Annotated in this window: 16 protein-coding genes; 10 read left to right on the forward strand and 6 right to left on the reverse strand. The window is 75.7% G+C overall.

The window, feature by feature from the left end:
* Positions 1 to 9 precede the first annotated feature (9 nt).
* Positions 10 to 3,639 (reverse strand): CHAT domain-containing protein, encoded by a 3,630-nt coding sequence (locus ACQEVU_RS09600; RefSeq protein WP_433322241.1) that lies wholly within the window; start codon positions 3,637 to 3,639, stop codon positions 10 to 12.
* A 71-nt stretch (positions 3,640 to 3,710) separates the two neighbouring features.
* Here ACQEVU_RS09600 and ACQEVU_RS09605 point away from each other — a divergent pair, with 71 nt between their 5' ends.
* Positions 3,711 to 5,849: a beta-galactosidase gene (locus ACQEVU_RS09605; protein WP_433322242.1), complete on the forward strand. Its 2,139-nt coding sequence runs from the start codon at positions 3,711 to 3,713 to the stop codon at positions 5,847 to 5,849.
* Between the two features lie 71 nt (positions 5,850 to 5,920).
* Here the strand turns inward: ACQEVU_RS09605 and ACQEVU_RS09610 are convergent, their stop codons facing one another.
* Entirely contained in the window at positions 5,921 to 7,237 is a 1,317-nt protein-coding gene (locus ACQEVU_RS09610) for an ammonium transporter (protein ID WP_433322243.1), read from the reverse strand.
* A 74-nt stretch (positions 7,238 to 7,311) separates the two neighbouring features.
* Between ACQEVU_RS09610 and asnB the strand changes: the two genes are divergently transcribed.
* Positions 7,312 to 9,210 carry an asparagine synthase (glutamine-hydrolyzing) gene (gene asnB, locus ACQEVU_RS09615; RefSeq protein ID WP_433322244.1) on the forward strand — a complete coding sequence of 633 codons (1,899 nt, stop codon included), beginning with the start codon at positions 7,312 to 7,314 and terminating at the stop codon, positions 9,208 to 9,210.
* Positions 9,211 to 9,212: 2 nt separating this feature from the next.
* Here asnB and def read toward each other — a convergent pair whose 3' ends face one another.
* On the reverse strand, positions 9,213 to 9,755 hold the full coding sequence (def, locus tag ACQEVU_RS09620; RefSeq protein ID WP_433322246.1) for a peptide deformylase: 543 nt from the start codon (positions 9,753 to 9,755) through the stop codon (positions 9,213 to 9,215).
* A 50-nt stretch (positions 9,756 to 9,805) separates the two neighbouring features.
* Here def and ACQEVU_RS09625 point away from each other — a divergent pair, with 50 nt between their 5' ends.
* A complete protein-coding gene (locus ACQEVU_RS09625; protein WP_433334872.1) occupies positions 9,806 to 10,324 on the forward strand; it encodes a winged helix-turn-helix domain-containing protein in 519 nt (172 codons plus the stop codon).
* Between the two features lie 175 nt (positions 10,325 to 10,499).
* On the opposite strand, the gene ACQEVU_RS09630 is transcribed toward ACQEVU_RS09625, so the two are convergent.
* Both ACQEVU_RS09630 and ACQEVU_RS09635 read right to left on the reverse strand, forming a co-directional pair.
* Positions 10,500 to 11,519 (reverse strand): zinc-dependent alcohol dehydrogenase, encoded by a 1,020-nt coding sequence (locus ACQEVU_RS09630; protein ID WP_433322248.1) that lies wholly within the window; start codon positions 11,517 to 11,519, stop codon positions 10,500 to 10,502.
* A complete protein-coding gene (locus ACQEVU_RS09635; protein WP_433322249.1) occupies positions 11,501 to 12,409 on the reverse strand; it encodes an SMP-30/gluconolactonase/LRE family protein in 909 nt (302 codons plus the stop codon). Before ACQEVU_RS09635 ends, ACQEVU_RS09630 begins: the two co-directional genes overlap by 19 nt.
* Before the next feature lie 29 nt (positions 12,410 to 12,438).
* Between ACQEVU_RS09635 and ACQEVU_RS09640 the strand changes: the two genes are divergently transcribed.
* From ACQEVU_RS09640 to ACQEVU_RS09655, 4 genes are read left to right on the forward strand one after another with little or no spacing between them, the layout of a single operon-like run.
* On the forward strand, positions 12,439 to 14,145 hold the full coding sequence (locus tag ACQEVU_RS09640) for an IlvD/Edd family dehydratase (RefSeq protein ID WP_433322250.1): 1,707 nt from the start codon (positions 12,439 to 12,441) through the stop codon (positions 14,143 to 14,145).
* 47 nt (positions 14,146 to 14,192) lie between these two features.
* Positions 14,193 to 15,608 (forward strand): FGGY family carbohydrate kinase, encoded by a 1,416-nt coding sequence (locus tag ACQEVU_RS09645; RefSeq protein ID WP_433322251.1) that lies wholly within the window; start codon positions 14,193 to 14,195, stop codon positions 15,606 to 15,608.
* A gap of 1 nt (position 15,609) precedes the next feature.
* Positions 15,610 to 16,995, forward strand: coding sequence for an NAD(P)/FAD-dependent oxidoreductase (locus ACQEVU_RS09650; protein WP_433322252.1), 1,386 nt, complete (start codon positions 15,610 to 15,612; stop codon positions 16,993 to 16,995).
* Complete coding sequence (locus ACQEVU_RS09655; RefSeq protein WP_433334874.1) at positions 16,995 to 18,224, forward strand: NAD(P)/FAD-dependent oxidoreductase; 1,230 nt, start codon at positions 16,995 to 16,997, stop codon at positions 18,222 to 18,224. Before ACQEVU_RS09650 ends, ACQEVU_RS09655 begins: the two co-directional genes overlap by 1 nt.
* 30 nt (positions 18,225 to 18,254) lie before the next feature.
* Here the strand turns inward: ACQEVU_RS09655 and ACQEVU_RS09660 are convergent, their stop codons facing one another.
* A complete protein-coding gene (locus ACQEVU_RS09660) occupies positions 18,255 to 19,565 on the reverse strand; it encodes an aspartate aminotransferase family protein (protein ID WP_433322253.1) in 1,311 nt (436 codons plus the stop codon).
* A gap of 141 nt (positions 19,566 to 19,706) precedes the next feature.
* On the opposite strand from ACQEVU_RS09660, the gene ACQEVU_RS09665 reads away from it, so the two are divergent.
* Genes ACQEVU_RS09665 through ACQEVU_RS09675 form a run of 3 tightly spaced genes read left to right on the forward strand, consistent with a single transcriptional unit; the run spans position 19,707 to position 22,406 of the window.
* Positions 19,707 to 20,708 (forward strand): Gfo/Idh/MocA family protein, encoded by a 1,002-nt coding sequence (locus tag ACQEVU_RS09665; RefSeq protein WP_433322254.1) that lies wholly within the window; start codon positions 19,707 to 19,709, stop codon positions 20,706 to 20,708.
* Positions 20,705 to 21,574: a Gfo/Idh/MocA family protein gene (locus ACQEVU_RS09670; RefSeq protein ID WP_433322255.1), complete on the forward strand. Its 870-nt coding sequence runs from the start codon at positions 20,705 to 20,707 to the stop codon at positions 21,572 to 21,574. Before ACQEVU_RS09665 ends, ACQEVU_RS09670 begins: the two co-directional genes overlap by 4 nt.
* Complete coding sequence (locus tag ACQEVU_RS09675; protein ID WP_433322256.1) at positions 21,561 to 22,406, forward strand: fumarylacetoacetate hydrolase family protein; 846 nt, start codon at positions 21,561 to 21,563, stop codon at positions 22,404 to 22,406. The genes ACQEVU_RS09670 and ACQEVU_RS09675 overlap by 14 nt, the downstream gene beginning before the upstream one ends.
* The last annotated feature ends 6 nt before the right edge of the window (positions 22,407 to 22,412 follow it).

Raw genomic sequence — 22,412 nt, forward strand, 5'->3', positions numbered from 1 at the left:
CCGAGGCGGTCACCGGCCTACGTGCGTGAAGCCGGCCCACGACGCCGGGCCGAAGACCGTCCCCGCGGCGCAGTGCCGCCGCAGCTCGGCCGGCATCCGCTCCGGCACCACCCGCGCGGGATCGAGCATCCACCGCTGCGCCCGGTGCAGCGCGTCGGCGGCCGGGAGCCCTTCCACGCGCAGGAAGTGATGCACCATGTACATCAGCACGGACGTGTCGCCGTCGGGCACCGGCCACATCGACCCGAACACCGTGCGCGCCCCCGCCGCGAGAAACGACGTCGCGAGGCTGAGCACCTCGTCGTGATCCTCGCCGGTGACCCCGGTCGTGCAGGCGGCGAGGAAGACCTCCCCCAGGTCGAGCGCCTTGCGGCGGGCCCGCTCCAGCAGTACGTCGGCCGGCAGCGGCGCCCCGCCGGCCAGCACGAGGTGCGCGTCGGCCGGCCGCTCGGGGTCGATCGCCCCGTGGCACGCGAAGTGCAGCATCAGCGGCCCGGCCGGCGCCGCGTCGATCCAGCCGAGCACCGCCTGGGCCGACCCGGCCCCGCCGCCGAGGTACGTGCCGCCCGGGTAGAACTCCCGATGGATCGCGGCGGCCTCGGCCCCCGCGAACGGCAGGTCGCCGCCGGGGTCCCCGACGACGAGCGCGGCGCCGACCCCGGCTGCCGGTCCGGCGGCCGCGCTCGCGCACAGGTGGCGCGCCGACGGTGTGTACGAGAACACCGCCGCCTCCACGGCGTGGCGCGGGCCGCGCGCGGCGTGCCACGGCACGGCCCCGAGCACCCCCAGGGGCACGAGCACGAGCCGGGCCGGGCGCCCCAGCCCCCAGGCGCCGACCTCGTCGAGCAGTCCGCCGATCGCGGCCCGCCAGGCCCACGCGCACACCTCGTCGAGCCCGTCGCCCACGTCCGTCCGGGCGACGACCTCTCGCGCCGTCATCGGCCACCGGGAATGGGCCGGGACCGGCGGGTGGAGGCCGGGCATCGGCAGCACCGTGGCCGGGCCGCGCGCCGGCACGATGACGGCGGCGCCCGCTTCGTCCTCCCCGCCCGCCCGCAGATACACGAGCGCGTCCGCGCCGAGCGTGGCCAGCGCCGCCCTGATCTCGGCGGTCGTGACCGCTTCGAACCCGGCGACCGCCGAGCCGTCGCCGGTGAGCGTGCGCAGCGCTCGCAGCGGCAGCTCGTCGGTCGCCGGGTGCTCGCCCTCGCCGTCCGTTGCCTCCCAGATCCTGGCGAGGGCGGCCTGGCCGGCGCGTTCGAGTCGTCCGGGGATCTGCCGCGCGCTCGACGCCGCCTGCAGCACCAGCGCCCGCCCGGCGTCGAGGGCGGCGATGAGCTGCTCGTCCACGTCCTCCCCGCGGTCCCGGTCGGCCAGGCACCAGCCCGCCACGACCCGGGCGGCGGCTCCGGCGTCGCGGGCCGAGACGATCGCGTACTCGGTGCCGGCCTTCGCCGCCACCTGCCAGGCGAAGCCGCGCAGCGCCGACAGCCCGAGCTCCCGCGACGCCGCCGCGGGACCGCCGCCCATCCGGACCGCCTCCGCCCGCCGGAGGGCGAGCGACCACCACATCGGGTGCTCATGATCGCCGGCGACCCGCATCGCCTCGGCATAGTGACCCTCGGCGAGCCGGGCCTGACCGGCGCCCTCGCCCAGGTGCGCGAGCTCCAGCCGCGCGGCCCCGGCGGCGAGGCGGGCGGCCAGCGTCAGCTGCGGGTGTCCGGGACGAATGAACGTCAGCGCCTTCTCCGCATACTCGGCCGCCCGCCGCACGATGTCCGCGTCGCGGCGGGCCCGGCCCTGCTCGAACAGCACGCTGCACAGGGCGAGATCGTGGGCCAGCTCCGCGTCCCCGGCTACGTCGGCCGGGAGCTGTAGCGGGCGCAGCTCGACGAGCGGCGCCGCGGCCGGATCGGCGAAGCGATCCGCCATCTCCAGCAGCCGCCCGACGTAGACGTAGCTCGCGTCCGGCGCCCGCTCCCCGGCCAGGATCGGGGCATACCGGTCGGCCAGCTGCCGCAGGCCGTCGCGGTCGCCCCGTGCGTTCAGCTCAATGAATTCGTGATAGGCGTCGAGCGACGCGTCGATCGACGGTGCCGAGGGCGACGCGCCGGCCCGCCGGAACCCGGTCCAGCCGCTGCGGACATCCACGACGATTCGCAGCATGGCGCCGACGAGCTCCGTGGTGCTCACGGCGGCCGCCTGGGCCAGACGGTTCAGCCCGGCGTCCGACGATGCCCGCGGATCGGCCCCGTATTCGAGGTACTCGAGCGCCCCCAGCCCCACGGCCACATACGACTCCCATTCCGGGCCCAGGTCCCGCGCCGTGGCGGCGACGGCGAACAGCCCCCGGATCCGCTCGCTGTCGGCCGGCTCGAGGCCGTGGGCGGCGATCGTCATCTCGACGTAGCCGAGGACGCCGCAGAAGGCCGCCCGCTGCTGGGCGTCGGCCCGGACCGCGCCACGCAGGACGCCATGGGCGCGCTCGACCAGCTCCCGGTACTGCGCGGCGACCTCGGCCCGCGCGGTGTCGTGGCCGAACGCGGCCTGCACCGCGATGCGCTGCACCATGATCTGCAGCAGCTCGTCGTGGTCCGGGATGTCACAGGCGAGGGCGGCGTCGAGGTGACCGGCCGCCGCGCGCAGGGTGGCCTGGTCGCCCTCGAGCTCGGCGGCGAGCGCCTCGACGCGGGCCAGTGCCTGGAGTTCCGGCCACGGGTCGGGGTCGGTGCTCTCCCGCGCCAGCCGGCCGAGCAGCTCGATCGCGCGCCGGGCGTCCGGCGCGCTTCGGCGCTCGTCGGCCCGCACGGCCAGCAACTCCCCCAGCAGGACGGCGCACCACGGGTCCCATCCGCGGTCCAGCAGCTGGGTCCGGGCCGCGATCGCCGCATCGAGATCGCCGGGGTCGGCGCCGGCGAGACAGCGGGTCCGGTGGGCCTCGGCGAGGTACTCCAGCAGGATGTCGGGCAGTGGCGCGTCCGGCTCGGCGGCGCGGTACAGGCTCTCGGCCGTCTGCGCGGCCCAGACGGCCCGGTCGAGGTCATCGGGGCCGCCGCGCTGTTCGAAGCCGAACGAGACCATCCCGGCCAGCAGCGCCAGCCGGCTGTCCGGGGCCAGCTCGTCGACGATCGCCGGGCTGGCGTCGCGGATGGCCAGCAGCTCGGTCAGGGCCGGACCGGCGGCGGCCAGGCCGGCGTCGAGGTGGGCGCGGGCCGCGTGGTCGTAGGTGTAGGCCTCGAAGTGGGCCGCGCCGGTGAGCAGCCGCGCATATGCCTGGGCCGGCGGGTAGAGGCCGTTGAGGTGAAATGCCTCGAGGGTCGTGACGAGCCGCTCGGCGTCGGCCCGCGCCTCCTCGTCGGGCTCGGGACGGTTGTAGCGAAACATCCAGGAGCGGCTCCACGCGTCGTCCATGAGGTCGACGACCCAGTCGCGGCGGGCGTGGCCGGGCGGCAGGTCGTCGGCGCGGTGGGCGTAGAGCCGACCCAGGGTTACCTGCCAGTCCGCGGCGTCGGGATGGCCGGGATCCGCGGCGTGCGCCGCGATGAGGTATTCGATGGCGGCGTCGAGGTCCGCGCGGTTTCCTGTCTGCGAGTAGCGATCGAGGTGCGACATCCCGAGGTCGGCCGGCGGCGTGCTCATGGTTGGTTCTGACGGACGGGTAGCGTGTGATCTTCCGGTAGGGATGCGAACTTCTTCAGGGGGAGCCGTTCATGCTTCGCGTGCGGCGGCGCGGCTGGCCGGGGCCGGCGGTCGCGGCGCCGATGCCGGAGGCGCAGGAGGCCCGGGCCGGGCTCGCGCTGACCGACCGGCATCTGCTGCGCGACGGGCGGCCGTGGATCCCGGTGTCGGGGGAGCTGCATTACAGCCGGGTGCCGCGCGGGCGCTGGCGCGAGCGGCTCGAGCTCATGCGCGCCGGCGGGGTGACGGTCGTGTCGACGTACGTCCCGTGGAACCACCACGAGCCGCGGCGGGGCGAGGTGCGCTTCGACGGCGGGCTCGACGTCGGCGCGTTCATCGACGCCGGGCGGGACGCGGGGCTCGAGGTGGTGCTGCGCATCGGGCCGTGGGTGCACGGCGAGCTGCGCAACGGCGGCTTTCCCGACTGGGTGCAACGGGCGCCGGTGCGGCATCGGACGGACGACCCGGCGTACGTCGAGCTCGTCCGCGCCTGGTTCGCACGGATCGGCGCCGCCGTCGGCGGGCGCGAGCTGCTCGCCATCCAGCTGGAGAACGAGCTGCTCGACGCGCCCGGGCACCTCGTGACGCTCAAGGGGCTGGCCCGCGCGAGCGGGCTGGCGGCGCCGCTGTGGACGGCGACCGCGTGGGACGGGGCCCGGCTGCCGCCCGGCGCGGTCATGCCGGTGTACAGCGGCTACGCCGACGGCTTCTGGACCGACGCCGACGCGCCCTGGGACCCCGCGTTCCGGGCCCACTTCTTCTTCTCCGACGCCTGGGACCCGCCCCGCCGACCGCCGCGGCCGGGCCCGTTCCCGCCGGCCACGTGCGAGCTCGGCGGCGGGATGGCCACCGCGTACCACCGCCGGCCGCGCCCGAGCGGCCGGGACGTCGCCGCGGTCGCCCTGTGCAAGATCGGCAGCGGATCGGTCTGGCAGGGGTTCTACATGTACTGCGGGGGCACCAACCCGCCGGGCCCCGGCGGCACGCAGGAGTCGCACGCCACCGGCTACCCCAACGACGTGCCCCGGCTCGGGTACGACTTCCACGCCCCGATCGGCGAGGCCGGCGTGCTCGCGCCGGCGCACGCCGAGCTGCGCCGCCAGCACGCGTTCCTGGCCGCGTTCGGCGCGGACCTCGCCCGCGAGCCGGCCGGCCGGCCCGACGCGCTGCCGGCCGGAGTCGGCGACGGCGAGACCCTGCGCTGGGCGGTGCGCGGCCCCTTCCTGTTCATCGCCTGGCATCAGCCGCACGTGGGGCTGCCGGCGTACCGTGGCGCCCGGTTCCGCGTCGACGACGCCGTGCTGCCGTCGCGCCCGCTCGACATCCCGCCGGGCACCCTGGCCGCGTGGCCGGTCGGGCTGGACGTGCACGGGGTGCGCGTGGACTGGGCGACCGCCTCCGCGCTCACCGTCCTGCCCGGCCCGACGCTCGTGCTCTGCGCCGAGGAGGGCATCCCGGTGGAGATCGCCGCCGGGGGAGCGGTCCGCGCCGTCGAGCCCGGGCGGTCCCCGGTGCGGCTGGACGGCCGCCTCGACGTGCTCGTGCTGCCACCGTCCGACGCCGCGACCGCCTGGGTGACCGGCGACCGGCGGCTGCTACTGTCCGGCGCCGACCTGCGGTGGGGCGCCGACGGCCGGGTCGTCGCCACCGGGCCGGACGTTCAGGTGTACGACCCCTCGCGGCGCGCCTTCCGGGCCCTCGCCCTGGAGGGCCCCGTCGAGCCCGCGAAGCCGGTCGACGTCGCCGTGCGGCTGCGGCAGCCGGCCGCCGCGGACATTCCCGCCGGGTACGGGTCGTTCGCCGGGCGGCCGTCGGCCCCGTCGCCGGCCGTGTTCGACGAGCTCGCCGCCGTCTACGCGCTCGACCTCCCGGCGGTGGAGGCCGACGCGCTGCTGTGGATCGACTGGGCCGGCGACGTCGCCGAGCTGCGGATCGGGGGCCGGGCCGTCACCGACCGCTTCTGGGACGGCTCGCGCTGGGTCGTGAGCCTGCGCGACGCCGGCTACGCGCCCGGTGACGACGTGACCCTGCACGTGCTGCCGCTCGCGCCCGGCTCGCCGGTCAACCTGCCCGCGGACGCCCGGCGCCGCGCCCGCGCCGCGGCCGGCCCGCTGCTGGCCGTGGACCGCGTCCGGCTGACCGTCCGCCGCGCCTGGCGCGAGGCCGGCTGAGACGTGGGTACGCTTGGCGCGTCCTCGCCGGTCGGGACCGAACTCCACGCGGCCCCGACCGGCGGGGCACCTCAGTCGGCGACGGGTTCCTTCGCCGGCGCGTCGGCGGCCGGCTCCTTCGCGGTCACGCCGGTCAGGTGGCTGACCCGGCCGCCCGTCACGTGCAGCTCGTAGGCGCTCTCGGCGTGCACGACCAGGTCGAGGCCGGCCCGTTCGTCCTCGGGCTTCACCCGGAAACCGACCGCCCGGTCCACGGTCTTGGCCAGCAGCCAGGTGACGCCGAAGGCGTAGACGCCGACGACCACGGCCGCGAGGGCCTGGCGGCCCAGCAGGTCGAGGCCGCCGCCGAGGAACAGCCCGCGGTCGCCGCCGGTGACCGCCCGGGTGGCGAGCAGGCCGATGAGCAGCGTGCCGATGAGCCCGCCGACGCCGTGCACGCCGGCCACGTCGAGCGAGTCGTCGTAGCCCAGCCGGTACTTCAGCCCGACCGCGTAGGCGCACGCCACGCCGGCCACGGCCCCGACCACGAGCGCGCCGAGCGGGCTCACCGACCCGCACGCCGGCGTGATCGCGACCAGGCCGGCCACCGCACCCGACGCGGCGCCGAGGGTCGTCGGGTGCCCGTCGCGGAAGCGCTCGACGAGCAGCCAGCCGCAGACCGCGGCCGCCCCGGCGGCCTGGGTGTTGAGGAACGCCACGGAGGCGGCGCCGCCGGCGGTGAGCGCGGAGCCGGCGTTGAAGCCGAACCAGCCGAACCACAGCAGGCCGGCGCCGAGCACCACCAGCGGCAGGCTGTGCGGGCGCATCGGGTCGGCGCGGAAGCCCAGGCGCGGGCCGAGCACGAGCGCGAGGGCCAGGCCCGAGGCGCCCGAGTTGATCTCGACGACGGTGCCGCCGGCGAGGTCGAGGATGTGCAGGTGGCTGGCGATCCAGCCGCCGCCGAAGACCCAGTGGGCGATCGGCACGTACACGGCGAGCACCCACACGACCACGAAGCCGATCCACGCGCCGAACCGGGCCCGGTCGGCGATCGCGCCGCTGAGCAGCGCCGCGGTGATGATCGCGAACATGAGCTGGAACGAGGCGAACGCGGCGGTGGGCACCGAGCCGGTCAGGTCGTGTACGCCGACGCCGGCCATGCCCGCGTGGCTCAGGTCGCCGATGAGGCCGAGGCCGGCGTCCGGGCCGAACGCGAGGGAGTACCCGGCGACGACCCACACCACCGTGACCACGGCCAGGCAGGCGAACGACATCATGAGCATGTTGAGGGCGCTCTTCACGCGGACCATGCCGCCGTAGAACAGCGCGAGGCCGGGCACCATCAGCAGGACCAGTGCGGCGCTGACGAGCAGCCACGCGGTGTCCCCGGCGCTGAAGCCCTCCGGCATGCGGTACCCCCTCTATAGGCGGAGGTCAGCGTGCCGGGTGGCGATTTCGCCCGAGGTTCGGGCAAGTTTCGGCCGTGTTACGCAGGACGCGGGCCGGTTACCCGTCCGACATCTGGGAAGGGCTGCGGCTGGAGGTGGGTCACATGTGCGGAATCGCCGGTTGGGCGGACTTCGGCCGGGACCTGCGCGAGGAGCGGGCCGCGGCGCGGGCGATGACGGGGACGATGGTGCTGCGGGGCCCGGACGCTGAAGGCCTGTGGGTGCGCGAGCACGTGGCGTTCGGCCACCGCCGGCTCGCGATCATCGACATCGAGGGCGGCGAGCAGCCGATGGTCGCCGAGGAGGACGGCCGGGAGATCGCCGCGCTGACCTACAGCGGGGAGGTCTACAACTACCGCGAGCTGCGCGCCGAGCTCGTCGCGCAGGGGCACCGGTTCCGCACGTTCAGCGACACGGAGGTCGTGCTGCGGGCGTACGTCGAGTGGGGCGAGGACTTCGTCGACCGGCTGAACGGGATGTACGCCTTCGGGATCTGGGACGTGCGCCGCGAACAGCTGCTGCTGGTGCGCGACCGGATGGGGGTCAAGCCGCTGTTCCACTACACCGGCATCCCCGGCGCGGTGCTCTTCGGCTCCGAGCCCAAGGCGATCTTCGCCCATCCGCTGGCCGAGGCCGTCGTCGACCTCGACGGCCTGCGCGAGCTGCTGGCGCTGGTCAAGACGCCCGGCCACGGCGTGTACCGCGACCTGCACGAGGTCGTCCCGGGCGAGCTGGTCCGCTTCGACCGCGACGGGCTGCACCGGCGGCGGTACTGGCGCCCCGAGTACGTCGAGCACACCGACGACGTCCAGACCACCGTGCGCACCGTGCGCGAGCTGCTCGACGACATCGTGGACCGGCAGACCGTCGCCGACGTGCCGATGTGCGCGCTGCTGTCCGGGGGCCTGGACTCCTCGGCGATCACCGCGCTGTCGTACACCGCGATGCATCGCCGCCACGAGGGCCCGCTGCGCTCGTTCGCCGTCGACTTCGTCGGCCAGACCGAGCACTTCCGCCCCGACGCGCTGCGCGGCACCCCCGACACCCCGTTCGTGCACGACGTCGTCAAGCACGTCGGCGTCGACCACGAGGACATCGTGCTCGACGCCGCGTCGCTGATCGACCCGCTCGCCCGCTCCGCGGTGGTGGCCGCGGCCGACCAGCCGACGTTCGGCGGCGACATCTACACGTCGCTGTACCTGCTCTTCCGGGCCGTGCGCGGGCACTCGACGGTGGCGCTGTCCGGCGAGGCGGCCGACGAGGTGTTCGGCGGCTACCTGTGGTTCCACCAGCCCGAGGTCGTGCGGGCCGAGCAGTTCCCGTGGCTGGTCACCGTCGCACCCGGCGACAGCGCCCTGGACCCCGGCCTGCGCGAGTCGCTGCGCCTGCGCGACTACCAGGCCGACGCCTACCGCGCGGCGCTGGCCGAGGTCGACCACGGCGACGACCCGGACCCGGACAACCGGCGCATGCGCGAGATCAGCTACCTGCACCTGACCCGCTTCGTGCGCATCCTGCTCGACCGCAAGGACCGCATGAGCATGGCCCACGGCCTCGAGGTGCGGGTGCCGTTCTGCGACGACCGGCTGGTGCAGTACGTCTACAACACGCCCTGGGCGATGAAGACCTTCGACGGCCGGGAGAAGAGCCTGCTGCGCGCGGCCGTCGCCGACGTCCTGCCCGAGTCGGTCCTGGCCCGGACCAAGAGCCCGTATCCGGCGACGCAGGACCCGCTCTACGAACGGGTGCTGCGCGACACCCTGGCCCGCGTGGCCGCCGACTCCCCGGCCGCCCCGCTGCTGGACCCGCGGCGTGTCTCGGAGCTCGTCCAGTCCCCGTACGAGCACGACGGCTTCGGCGTCTCCCGCCGCGCGATCGAGCAGGCCCTGAGCCTGGACCTCTGGCTACGCCACACCCCGGTCCGCCTCGTCTGAGGTCACCGGCGAAAGAGCGGGTGCGGGCTCACCTTCACCTTCGCCGCGATGCCCGTGAACCAGGTGGCGGTGCGGATCGTGCGCATCGCGGCGCGGCGGCGCTCGGCGTCCATGCGGTCGATGAACAGCACGCCGTCGAGGTGGTCGGTCTCGTGCTGCAGGCAGCGGGACAGCTCCCCGTCGCCGACCACCTGCACCGGGTCGCCGCGGTCCGTGTAGCCCTTCGCGACCACGTGCCGGCGGCGGACCGTGTCGAAGTAGAGCCCGGGCATCGACAGGCAGCCCTCCGGCCCGTCCTGCAGCTGCTCGTCCGGGAAGCTCAGCACCGGGTTGACCAGGTGGCCCTCGACGCCGTCGACGTGGAACACGAACGCCCGCAGCCCGACCCCGAGCTGCGGCGCGGCCAGCCCGGCGCCCTGCTGGTCGCGCAGCGTGTCGGTCAGATCGCGCACCAGCCCGCGCAGCTCCGCGTCGAACGCCGTCACCTCCTCGGCCGGCGTGGTGAGCACGGGATCCCCGAACAGGCGGATGGGCAGCACGGTCATCGGCGTCCTCCTTGCAAAGTACTTTGCAAAGAACCATACTTTGCAAAGTGATGGGCCAACAGGTCTCCGCCGCACTTGCCCACCCCGTGCGGGCCGCGCTCGTCGAGCTGCTGCGGGCCCGCGGCACGGTGACGTCCACCGAGGCCGCGCGGGAGCTGGGCGGGTCGTCCGGGCTGCACTCGTTCCATCTGCGCCAGCTGGCGCGCTACGGCCTGGTCGAGCCGGCGCCGGGCCGCGGCCGCGCGAAGCCGTGGCGCCTCGCCGGCGCGCCCGCCGAACCCCCGGCCCCCGACCTCGGCGCGCTCGCGCGCGGCCTGGAGGACGAGAGCTACCAGCGCTGGCTCGGCATGCGGGACGAGGCCCCGGCCCGGTGGCGGCGCGACGACGCGTTCAGCCAGGTGGTGTACCTCACGCCGAAGGAGATGGCCGACCTGGCCGGCGCCGTGCGGGCACTCGTCGCCGGCTACCGCCACCGCGAGGACCGCCCGGGCGCCAGCCCGGCCGGCGCGGGGCCGGTCGCCGTCGTCGCCCGCTTCTTCCCGCTGCTGAACCCGGGGGATGAGGCTTAGGGCCTGTCCTGCCGATCATGCCGGCCTGCGCCGGGCCCACATTCCTGGCCCAGCCAAGGCGCTGCGCGCACCCCGCGAAAGCCGGGTTACAACACCGGTAGCCAGGCTTCCGCGGGGGCGCACGCAGGCGAAATCCGGACCTCGTCTCGGCACGGCATGATCGACAGGTCAGGGCCTAGCCGCGCGGGCGGGGGTCGACCAGGAGCTTCGGGCCCGGGCCGGCGTCGGGCGGGCGGGTGCCGGCCAGGACGGCCGCGACCTCGTCGAGCCCGATGGTGGCGGCCACGAGCGGGCGCGGGTCGACGGAGCCGTCGGCGTAGGCGGCGATCGCGCCCGGCAGGCCGTCCGAGGCGCCGAGGATGCCGACGGCCGTCACGTCCTTCAGGGCGATCTCGCGCGTGTCGACGGTGCTCGGGGTGCCGGACAGGCCGATCCACACGATCCGGCGGCCCGGCTCGACGAGCGCCGCGGCGAGGCCGGGCATCGCCGGGTCGTTGGTGGCGTCCACGACCGCGTCCCACGGGCCGGGCGGCAGCGACTCGCGGGTCCAGGCGCGATCGAGGCCGAGGGAGCGGGCGAGGTACAGCTGCCGCGGCTGCTGCCCGAGCACGTGCACGTCGACGCCCCGGGCGCGGGCGAAGAGCGCGACGAGCAGGCCGATCGTGCCGGTGCCCAGCACCAGGAGGCGCTCGCCGGGGGACACCGCGGCGGCCTCGACGCAGCGCAGCGCGTTGCCGCCGGGCTCGACCAGCGCGCCCAGCTCGGCGTCGGCGGCCGGCGGCAGCGCGTGCAGGGAGCGGGCCGGCACGGCGACGCGCTCGGCCAGGGCGCCGGGCAGGGCGCCGCGGATGCCGATCTCGTGGCGGTCGTCGCACACGTGGTGGCGGCCGGCGCGGCAGCGGGCGCAGGCGCCGCAGCCGACCATCGTGTCGGCGGTGACGCGGCGGCCCAGCCACGCCGGGTCGACGTCGGGCGCGACCTGGGTGACGATGCCGGACCACTCGTGGCCGGGGCGCACCGGGTACGCCGTGATCCCCGTCTGCAGGTAGCTCAGCTCGCCGGTGAAGAGCTCCACGTCGGTGCCGCAGATGCCGGCCCGCTCCACGTCGACGACCACGTGGCCGGGGGCGGCGACCGGCTCGGGGACCTCGAGCACCTCGGCCCGGTGCGGGCCGGTCAGGACGAGGGCGCGCACGCCGGGTCCCAGTAGGCGGTCGGGAGGCCGGCGACCCCGACCCGGGCGGTGAACAGCCGGCCGGAGCTCGGGTGGCGGGCCAGGTCGGCCGGGGCCAGGCCGTGGGCGGCGGTGGTGATGACGAGGACGTCGAGGTCCGGGCCGGCGAAGGCGACGCTGGACGTGTGCGGCGCGTCGACGGCGACGACGGCCCGCAGGTCGCCGCCGGGGCCGCGGCACTCGACCCGGGAGCCGCCCCAGACCGCGATCCACAGGTTGCCCTCGGCGTCGGCGCACATCCCGTCGGGCAGGCCGTCGCCGATGGCCACCCAGTCGCGGCGCTCGCCGACGGCGCCGGTGGCCGGGTCGTAGTCGCGGACGCGGATCAGGCCGGGGATGGTGTCGACGCTGTACAGGCGGTCGCCGGACGGGCTCCAGGCCAGGCCGTTGGACAGGTCGAGGTCGTCGTCGAGGACCGTGACGCCGTCGCGGTCGAGCCGGGCCAGGATCTCCCCGCCGCGTCGCCCGTCCTCGGCCATGCTGCCGATGAGGAAGCGGCCGGCGGGGTCGACGGCGCCGTCGTTGAGGCGGCCGGTGTGATCCTCGGGCAGCACACGGGCGACGAAGGACCGGGAACCGTCCGGCGCGACCCGGGTCAGCACCCGGCGCTCGGCCACGAGCAGGTCCCCGGCGGCGGCCACGGCGACCGCGCCGACCGTGGTCTCGAACGTCGCCGTCCCGGTGCGGGTGATCGTGCCGGCGTCCGGGTCCAGGCGACCCTCGTGGACCGCGTGGGCGACGATGTCGACCCACAGCAGCCGCTCACGGTCCGGATCCCAGACCGGCCCCTCGCCGAGGGCGTGCGCGCCGGGCGCGGCCGGGCGGGCGGTGTAACGCGCCAGCGCTGTCATGTCCGGATAGTACGGCGGTAGCGTGGCTCATGGCCCCGCGACGCAGCGCCCAGTGGTACGCCGGCGACGACCGAAACAGCTACATCCACCGCGCCTGGATGCGCCGCGGCCTGCCCGCCGACGCGTTCGACGGCCGCCCGCACATCGCCATCGCCAACACCGCCTCCGACCTGACCCCGTGCAACGCCCACCTCAACGAGGTCGCCCGCAGCGTCGCCAACGGCGTCTACGAGGCCGGCGGCATCCCGCTCGACCTGCCCGTCGTGTCGCTCGGCGAGACGCAGGTGCGCCCGACCGCGATGCTGTGGCGCAACATGGCCGCGATGGCCACCGAGGAAATGCTGCGGGCCAACCCGATCGACGGGGTCGTGCTGCTCGGCGGCTGCGACAAGACGATCCCGGCGCTGCTCATGGCCGCCTGCTCGGTCGACCTGCCGGCCGTGGTCGTGCCCGGCGGGCCGATGCTGACCGGGACGTTCCGGGGCGTGCCGCTCGGCTGCGGTACCGACGTGTGGAAACTGTCCGAGGAGGTCCGCGCCGGGACGCTGTCCGAGCAGGCCTTCCTCGACTCCGAGTCCGCGATGATCCGCAGCCGCGGGCACTGCAACACGATGGGCACCGCGTCCACCATGGGCCTGCTCGCCGAGGCGCTCGGCATGACCCTTCCCAGCACCGCCGGGATCCCCGCCCCGGACAGCCGGCTCCTCGCCGGGGCCCACGCGGCCGGAGCCCTCGCCGTCGACCTGGTCGAGCAGCAGCGCCGGCCCAGCGACGTGCTGTCCCGGGGGTCGTTCCACAACGCCATCGTCGCCCTGGCCGCGCTCGGCGGCTCCACCAACGCCGTCGTGCACCTGCTCGCGATCGCCGGGCGGGCCGGGGTCGAGCTGACCCTGGACGACTTCGACCGCATCGGCGCCGGCGTGCCGCTGCTGGTCGACCTGCAGCCGGCCGGGCGGTTCCTGATGGAGGACCTGCACCGGGCCGGCGGCCTGCACGCCGTGCTCGCCGAGGTGGCCGACCTGCTCGACCCGGGCGCGCGCACCGTGAGCGGCCGGCCGCTCGTCGAGCACGTCGAGGGCGCGCCGGTGTACGACCGGGAGGTCATTCGAACCCGGGCAGCACCGCTGCAGGAGCGGGCCGGCATCGCCGTGCTGCGCGGCAACCTGGCCCCCGACGGCGCCGTCATCAAGCCGGCCGCCGCCTCGCCGCACCTGCTGCGCCACCGCGGCCCGGCGGTCGTCTTCGACTCGGTCGAGGACCTCCACGCCCGCCTCGACGACCCCGGGCTCGACGTGACCGCCGACTCGGTGCTGGTGCTGCGCGGGTGCGGCCCGAAGGGGTACCCGGGCATGCCCGAGGTGTCCAACATGCCGCTGCCGGCGAAGCTCCTCGCCCAGGGCGTGCGCGACATGGTCCGGGTCTGCGACGGGCGGATGAGCGGCACCGCGTACGGCACCGTCGTGCTCCACGTCGCCCCGGAGGCGGCCGCGGGCGGTCCGCTCGCCCGCGTGCGCACCGGCGACATGGTCGTGCTCGACGTGGCCGCCCGCACCCTGCACGTCGAGGCCGACCTCGACGCCCGCGAGCCGTCGGCCGCCTTCCTGAACGCCCTGGCCCGCCCGGCCCGCGGCTGGGAGCGGCTCTACATCGACACCGTGCGCCAGGCCGACACCGGAGCCGATCAGGACTTCCTGCTCGGCGCCAGCGGCGACCGGGTGGCCCGCGGCTCGCACTGAGCGGGCAATCCCTTGCCCGGCGCGGTGCCGGGTGCCGATAATGCGCCATGACCACGGTGCTCGCGATCGACCAGGGCACCTCCGGCACCAAAGCCGTCGTCGTCGACCGGGACGGGCGCGTGCGCGGGCTCGCCGAGCGGGCCGTGCATCCCGAGTACCTGCCGGGCGGCGGCGTCGAGCAGGACCCGGCCGAGCTGCTCGGGTCGGTGCTGGGGGCCGGCCGGGCCGCGGTCGCGCAGGCCGGGCTGCCGATCGACGTGGTCACCCTGGCCAACCAGGGTGAGACCGTGCTCGCCTGGGACCCCGACGACGGGCGGCCGCTGTCGAACCTCGTCGTGTGGCAGGACCGGCGGGCCGAGGGGCTCTGCGGCGAGCTCGGCGCGCACCGCGACGCGTTCGCCGCGCGGACCGGGCTGGTGCTCGACCCCTACTTCTCCGCGCCCAAGCTCGCCTGGCTGCGGCGCCACGTGACCCGCGACGGGGTCGTCACCACCTCCGACAGCTGGCTGGTGCACCACCTCACCGGGCGGTTCGTCACCGACGTCAGCACCGCGAGCCGCTCGCTCGTCACGGACCTCGACACCGGCGCCTGGGACCCCGAGCTGCTGGACCTGTTCGGGCTCGGCGGGGAGCGGCGGCCGGACATCGTGGCGTGCGACGAGATCGTCGGGTCGACCGGCGCGTTCGGCGGCGAGGCGGCCGTCGGCGGGCTCGTCGTCGACCAGCAGGCCGCGCTGGCCGGCGAGGGGTGCCTGCGGCCGGGCGAGGCCAAGTGCACGTTCGGCACCGGCGCGTTCCTGCTCGCCAACACCGGCGCGGCCGCGGCCCGCTCCGGCGCCGGGCTGTCCGCCTCCGTCGCGTGGCGGCTGCGCGGCGAGACCTGCTACTGCCTCGACGGGCAGGTGTACACGGCCGCCTCCGCGGTGCGCTGGATGGCCACCCTCGGCTGGATCCGCGGCGCCGCCGACCTCGACGACGTCGCCGACCCCGAGGGCGTCGGGGACGTGCTCGCCGTGCCCGCGCTCGCCGGCCTCGGCGCGCCCCGCTGGCGCCCCGACGCCCGTGCCGCGCTCAGCGGCCTCGGCCTGGCCACCACGACCGGGCACCTCGTCGCCGCCGTCCTGCAGGGCATCGCCGCGCAGGTCGCCGAGCTCGGCGCGGCCGTCGAGCGCGACCTCGGCGCGCCCCTGACCCGGCTGCGCGTCGACGGCGGGCTCACCCGCTGCCGGACCCTGATGCAGGCGGTGGCCGACCTCATGCAGATCGAGATCGAGGTGTACCCCTCGGAGCACGCCACCGCCCTGGGCGCCGCCGCGCTCGCCCGCTGCGCCGCCGACCCCGGGCTGAGCCTGGACGCCGCCGTCGTCGGGTGGGCGCCCGGCCCCGTCTACGCGCCGGCCTGGCCGGCCGAGCGGGCCGCCGGGTTCCGCGCCCGCTGGTCGGCCGCCGCCGGACGGGCCTGACGTGGACGCCACCTTCGACGTCGCCGTGATCGGGGCCGGGCTCGTCGGCTCCGCGATCGCCCGCGCCCTGGCCGGCCACCGGCTGTCGGTCGCGCTCGTCGAGGGCCGCGACGACGTCGGCGACGGCACCAGCAAGGCCAACACCGCGATCCTGCACACCGGCTTCGACGCGACCCCGGGCACGCTGGAGTCGCGGCTCGTCCGGCGCGGGTACGCGATGCTCACCGAGTACGCCGCGGCGACCGGCATCCCGGTCGAGCGCACCGGCGCCATCCTCGTCGCGTGGGACGACGAGCAGCTGGCGGCGCTGCCCGGGCTGCTGGCCAAGGCCGGGCGCAACGGCTACGAGCGGGCCTCGATCGTCGATTCCTCCCAGGTGTACCGCATGATGCCCCACATCGGCCCCGGCGCGCTCGGCGGCCTGGTGGTGCCGGACGAGGCCATCACGTGCACGTGGAGCACCAACCTGGCGCTCGCCGCCGACGCCGTGGGCCGGGGCGCGGCGCTGCTGCTCGGCCGCCGGGTCGAGCGCGTCACCGCCGGCCGGGACGCGACCGTGCTGCACACCCCGGCCGGTGACGTGCGCGCCCGCTGGGTCGTCAACGCGGCCGGGCTCGGCGGCGACGTCCTCGACGGGCTGTTCGGGCACAAACGGTTCACGCTCACCCCGCGCCGCGGCGAGCTGATCGTCTTCGACAAGCAGGCCCGGCCCCTCGCCGAGCACATCCTGCTGCCCGTGCCCACCGCCCGCGGCAAGGGCGTGCTCATCAGCCCCACGGTGTACGGCAACGTGATGCTCGGCCCGACCGCCGAGGACCTCGACGACCGCGCCGACACCGCCACCTCGGAGGCGGGGCTGGCCGGGCTGCTGGCGCAGGGCCGGCGGCTCTGCCCGGCGCTGCTGGACGAGGAGGTCACGGCCACCTACGCGGGCCTGCGGGCCGCCGCCGACAGCCCCGACTACCTCATCAGGGCCGACGCCGGCCGGCGCTACCTGCTCGCCGGCGGCATCCGCTCCACGGGCCTGTCCGCGTGCCTGGCGATCGCCGAGCACGCCACGGCGCTGCTGCGCGACGCCGGCCTCGAGCTGCTCGCGCGCGACGACCTGCCGGCGCCGCCCCGGATGCCCAACCTCGGCGAGGCGTACCGGCGGCCGTACGAGGACGCGGCGCGCATCGCCGGCGACCCGGAGTACGGCCGGATCGTCTGCTTCTGCGAGCGCGTCACCGCCGGCGAGATCCGCGACGCGTTCGCCGGGCCGATCCCGCCCGCGACGCTTTCGGGGCTGCGCCGGCGCACGCGCGCGATGAACGGCCGCTGCCAGGGCTTCTACTGCGGCGCCGAGGTCGCGGCGCGCTTCGCCGGCGGGGGCAGGGGCGCGGCGTGATGCGGCCGGACGTCGTCATCGTCGGCGCCGGGCCGGCCGGGCTGCGGGCCGCCGCCGAGCTCGCCGGCGGCCTCGACGTGCTCGTGCTCGAGCGGGAGGCGCAGGCGGGCGGCATCCCGCGGCACAGCGACCACACCGGCTACGGGCTGCGGGACCTGCGCCGGGTCATGACGGGCCCGCGGTACGCGCGGCGGCTGCTGGAGCGGGCCGAGGCGGCCGGGGCGAGCGTGCTGACCGGGGCGACCGCCACCGGCTGGGCGGGGGAGCGGGGCCTGGAGGTGACGGCGCCGACCGGGCGCTTCACGGTCAGGGCGCGCGCGGTCGTGCTCGCCACCGGCGCCCGCGAGCGCCCGCGCCCGGCCCGGCTCATCCCCGGGGACCGGCCGTCCGGGGTCTTCACCACCGGCCAGCTCCAGCAGATAGTCCACAATGGACTGCCAGGGGTCGGGCGGCGGGCCGTCGTCGTCGGGGCGGAGGCGGTGAGCTGGTCGGCGGCGCTCACGCTGCGCCACGCCGGGTGCCGCACCGTGCTCATGACGACCGAGTACCCGCGGCCGGACGCGTACCTGCTGTTCCACGCGCCGGGCCGGCTCGCCCTGCGCACGCGCGTGGCGACCCGCACCCGGCTCGTGCGCATCGCCGGGCGCGGCCGGGTCGAGGGCGTCGAGCTGGAGGACCTCGCCACGGGGGTGCGGCGCACCGTGGCGTGCGACACGGTGGTGCTGACCGGCGACTGGATCCCCGACCACGAGCTGGCCCGCGCGGCCGGCCTGCCGATCGACCCGGCCAGCCGCAGCCCGCTGGTCGACACCGCGCTGCGCACCCCGCGGCCCGGCGTCTTCGCCGCCGGCAACCTCGTGCACCCGGTCGACACGGCCGACGTCGCCGCCCTCGACGGCGCGGCCGTGGCCCGGCACGTCCGCGCCTACCTCGACGGGAAGCGGCCGGCCGGCGACCCGGTGCCGCTGCGGGCCGAGGCCCCGTTCCGGTGGGTGTCGCCGCACCTGGTGCGCCCCGGTGACCCGGCGCCGGCCCGCGGGCGGCTGCTGCTGTGGGCCGAGGAGCACGTGGCCGGGCCGACGGTGGTGGTACGCCAGGACGGCCGGACCCTCGCCGAGCGCCGCCTGTGGTGGCCGGCCGCACCCGGTCGCGTGTTCCGCGTGCCGTCGGACGTGCTGGACGGCGTGGACCCCGCGGGCGGCCCGGTCACGGTCGGCCTCAGGCGGTAGCCCGGGGCGGCGGATCGCCCGCGCACCCGGTCATCCCTCCATTGTGGACAGTACGTCGCGGGCGGCCTCGAGGGTCAGGTCGATCTCGGCCTCGGTGTGGGCGCCGGACACGTGGTTGCGCTTGAGTGCCATCGGCAGCATCAGGAAGCCGCGGTCGGTCATGCCGCGGTGGAAGGCGACGTAGGCGGCGTTGTCGTTGCGCATCAGGTCGCGGTAGCCCAGCGCCGGGCCCTTGGCGAAGTACAGCGCGAACACGCCGCCGAAGCCGGCCACGGTCGCCTCGATGCCCAGCTCCGCGACGATGGCGGTCAGGCCCTCGCGCATCCGGGCGCCCAGCGCGTGGGTGCGGGTGTAGAAGTCCGGGTTGGCCTGCAGGTAGCCGATCGTGGCCAGCGCCGCGGCGCACCCGGCCGGGTTGCCGTTGAACGTGCCGGCCAGCAGCACGTCGCCGGTGCGGCCGTTGAAGCGCTCCATGAGGTCGCGCCGGCCGGCGACGCCGCCGATCGGGAAGCCGTTGGCCATGCCCTTGCCGAACGTGGTCAGGTCGGGGGTGACGCCGACGACCTGCTGGTAGCCGCCGAGGGCGTGCCGGAAGCCGGTGATGACCTCGTCGAAGATGAGCAGCGCCCGCCGTTCGGCGGTGAGCGTGCGCAGGCCCTCGACGAACTCCCGGGTGGGCAGCAGCGCGCCGACGTTGTGCGGGATCGGCTCGAGGATGACCGCGGCGATGCGGTCCGGGTGGCGGTCGAACAGCTCGGCGACCGAGGCGAGGTCGTTGAACTCGGCGATGAGCGTCGCGTCGATCGCCTGGGCCAGGATGCCCTTGGAGAGCGGGTCACGGCCGTAGGCCTTGTCCGGGGCGGAGATGACGTTGCGGGCGACGGCGTCGTGCCAGCCGTGGAAGCCGCCCTGGAACTTGACGATGAGGTCGCGGCCGGTCGCCGCGCGGGCCAGGCGGATCGCCTGCGCGGTCGCCTCCGAGCCGCTCATCGTCGCGATCATCGACTCGGCCGACGGGATGATGTCCACGATCCGCTCGGCCAGCTCGACCTCGGGCTCGGTGACGCCGATGCCGACGAGGTCGAGGCCGCCGAGGGCGGCCCGGACGGCGTCGTTGACGACCGGGGCGTTGTGACCGAGCAGGATGGCGCCGAAGGCGGCGTGGTAGTCGAGGTAGCGCCGGCCGTCGGCGTCGGTCACATATGCGCCGTCGGCGGCGGCGAACGCGTAGGGGTCGCCGATGTATCGGGTCGAGGAGTTGACGCCGCCGGGGATGACGCGGGCGGCCCGCTCCGCGATCGCCTGTCCGCGCGGGGAGTCCCGCCGTTGTGCAGAGGGCATGCCCCGGACGCTAGAGTACGGTCGCGGAACATGGCAAGACGTTCCATGTTCTCTTGTGGACCTTGACAGGGCTCTCTGGCCGACCCACGATGATGCGACATGGAAAGGCGTTCCAAACCCAGCGTCGCGGAGGGAGGCCAGGTGGCGATCGACTCGATCGGCATTCTGCTGGTTGGCGCCGGCTTCATCGCCGACGCGCACAGCGCCGCCGTCGCCGCCACGCCCGGCGCCCACATCGCCGGCATCGTCGACACCGACGCGGGCCGCGCGGCCGCGTTCGCCCGTTCCCAGGGCGGCATCCCGCACACCGGCGACCTCGCCGCCGCCCTGGCCTGGCCGGAGGTCGACGCGGTCATCGTGTGCACGCCCAACCACACGCACGCCGCGATCGGCGCCGCGGTCGCCGCCGCCGGCAAGCACCTGCTCATCGAGAAGCCCCTGGCCACCACGGTCGCAGACGCGCGGGCCCTGCAGGCGGCGTTCGCGGAAAACGGCCTGGTCCTCGCGGCCGCGCACACCCACCGCGCCTACGACTACGGCCGCGCGGTCAAGGCGGCCGTCGCCGGGATCGGCGAGCCGTTCCTGGTGCGCCTGGCCATCCTCGGCGGCTGGATCTGGCCCGACTGGAGCGCCTGGGTGGCGGACCCGGCGAAGTCCGGCGGCCACGCCCTGCACAACGGCGTGCACCTGCTCGACCTGGCCACCTGGTGGCTCGGCGCGCGCCCGGTCGAGGTGCGCGCCCGCGGCCGCCGGCAGACCGCCGCCGAGCTCGGCATCTTCGACTACCTGGAGATGGTGGTGAGCTACGAGGGCGGCGCCACGGCCGTGTGCGAGATGAGCCGCGCCCATCGGCCCGGATCGTTCAACCAGCGGGAGCTGTTCGTCGCCGGCACCGCGGGCACCGTGCGCCAGGACTGGGACGGCGAGTCGGCGGTCCTCTTCGCCGAGGGCGGCCCCGGGCTCGTGCCCGCGGCCGGCGGCAACGGCTTCGTCGCGCAGCTTCGCGCGTGGCTCGACGCCGTCGGCGGCGCGCCGCCGCTCATGCCCGTGGACGACGCGGTCCTCGCGGTCGCGATGGGCGTGGCCGCGGAGCGCTCGATCGCCACCGGCGAGGCGGTCCGGATCGCGGAGGTGCTGGCATGATCCGGGTCCGGCTCGTGGGCAACGCCGGCATCGGCACCCAGGATCACCAGCGCGACATGTACGCCCCCGCGTTCGCGCGCCACCCCGCCTTCGTCGTCACCGACGACGCCGACGCCGAGGTCGTCAGCGTGGCCGTGGCGCTGGAGGAGCGCGCGTCGGTCATCGAGCGCGAGATCAGGGCCGGCCGGCACGTGCTGGCCGACAAGCCGCTCGCGGCCACCGCTTCGGAGTGCGAGCATCTGGCAACGCTCGCCGCGGCGCACGGCGTCGTCGTCGTGCCGGCGCTCCACCAGCGCCTCGGCGGCGCGCTGCGCTCGGCGCGGGCGGCCGTGCGGGCCGGGCGGATCGGGCTGCCGTGGAACGTCCAGTGCGACTTCGTCGTCGCGGGCGGCGATCCGGCGCCGGCCGAGCTGCTGAACCTCGGGATCTATCCGATCGACATCGTGTGCGACCTGCTCGGGCTCGGCGTGACCCGCGTGCAGGCCACCGGCGGGCCGCTCGACACGCTGCTGCTCGACCACGAGCACGGCGTCACCAGCACCATCGTCTGCGGGCGGATACCGGCGCTGCGCGACGTGCCGCCCGGCGGCCTGGCCCTGCACCGGTACCGCATCAGCGGCTCCCACGGCGTGCTCGTCGTCGACGCCACCCGCCCCGCCCTCCAGGTGCGCACGGCGGACGGCTCGTCCGCGGCGTGGACCGGTCCGGGCACCGTCGATGCGCTGCTCGACGTCCTGGCGGCCGGGGTGCGCACCGGCCGCGCCGAGCTCGGCCCGCTGGACGCGGTCCGGGCGCAGCGGGTGGTCGAGGCCGCCCGGCAGTCCATGACCTCCGGCCGGGGAGTGATGCTCGATGCGCTTCGTTAGCTACCTGCGTGACGGATCCGTGCGCCACGGCCGCCTCGTCGAGGGCGACCTGATCGAGGAGCTCGGCGACGGCGACCTGCTCGGCCTGATCCAGCGGGGCCTCGCCGGCGAAGCGGTGGCGCGGGTCGCGCTGGCCGAGGTGACGCTGCAGGCGCCCCTGACCCGGCCCGGCAAGCTGCTCGCCGCGGCCGCCAACTACCAGGACCACGTCACCGAGACCGGCGGCGAGCCGCTCGACAAGTCACGCCTGTCGCCGCGGCTGTTCCTCAAGCCGCCCACGTGCATCGTCGGCCCGGGCGCCGTCGTGCCGCTGCCCGACGTCAGCCACGAGGTCGACTGGGAGGCCGAGCTCGCCGTCGTCATCGGCCGCACCGCCCGCAACGTGACGGCGGGCGACGCACTGTCCTATGTGGCCGGTTACATGGCCTCGAACGACGTCTCGGCGCGGTCCGTGGACTATGGCTTCGAGCGCGACACCGACGACCGGGCCGTGTGGTTCTTCGACTGGCTCGCCGGCAAGTGGTGCGACGGCTTCGCCCCGCTCGGCCCGTGGCTGCTGAGCGCCGACGAGGCCGGCGACCCGCAGGCGATCCCCGTGCGTCTCGACGTCAACGGCGTCACCAGGCAGCGCGGCTCGACCAAGGACATGATCTTCACGGTGGCCGAGCTGATCGCCCACGCGTCGCGGCTGATGACCCTGGAGCCCGGTGACGTCATCCTCACCGGCACCCCCGCCGGGGTCGGCGCCGCGACCGGTGAATACCTCAAGGCGGGCGACGAGATGACCGTCGACCTCGGCCCGCTGGGAGTCCTGCGCAACACGGTGGCCTGACGGTCA

It is taken from the genome of Dactylosporangium sp. CA-139066 (genome assembly GCF_050936175.1).
Taxonomy (GTDB): Bacteria; Actinomycetota; Actinomycetes; order Mycobacteriales; family Micromonosporaceae; genus Dactylosporangium.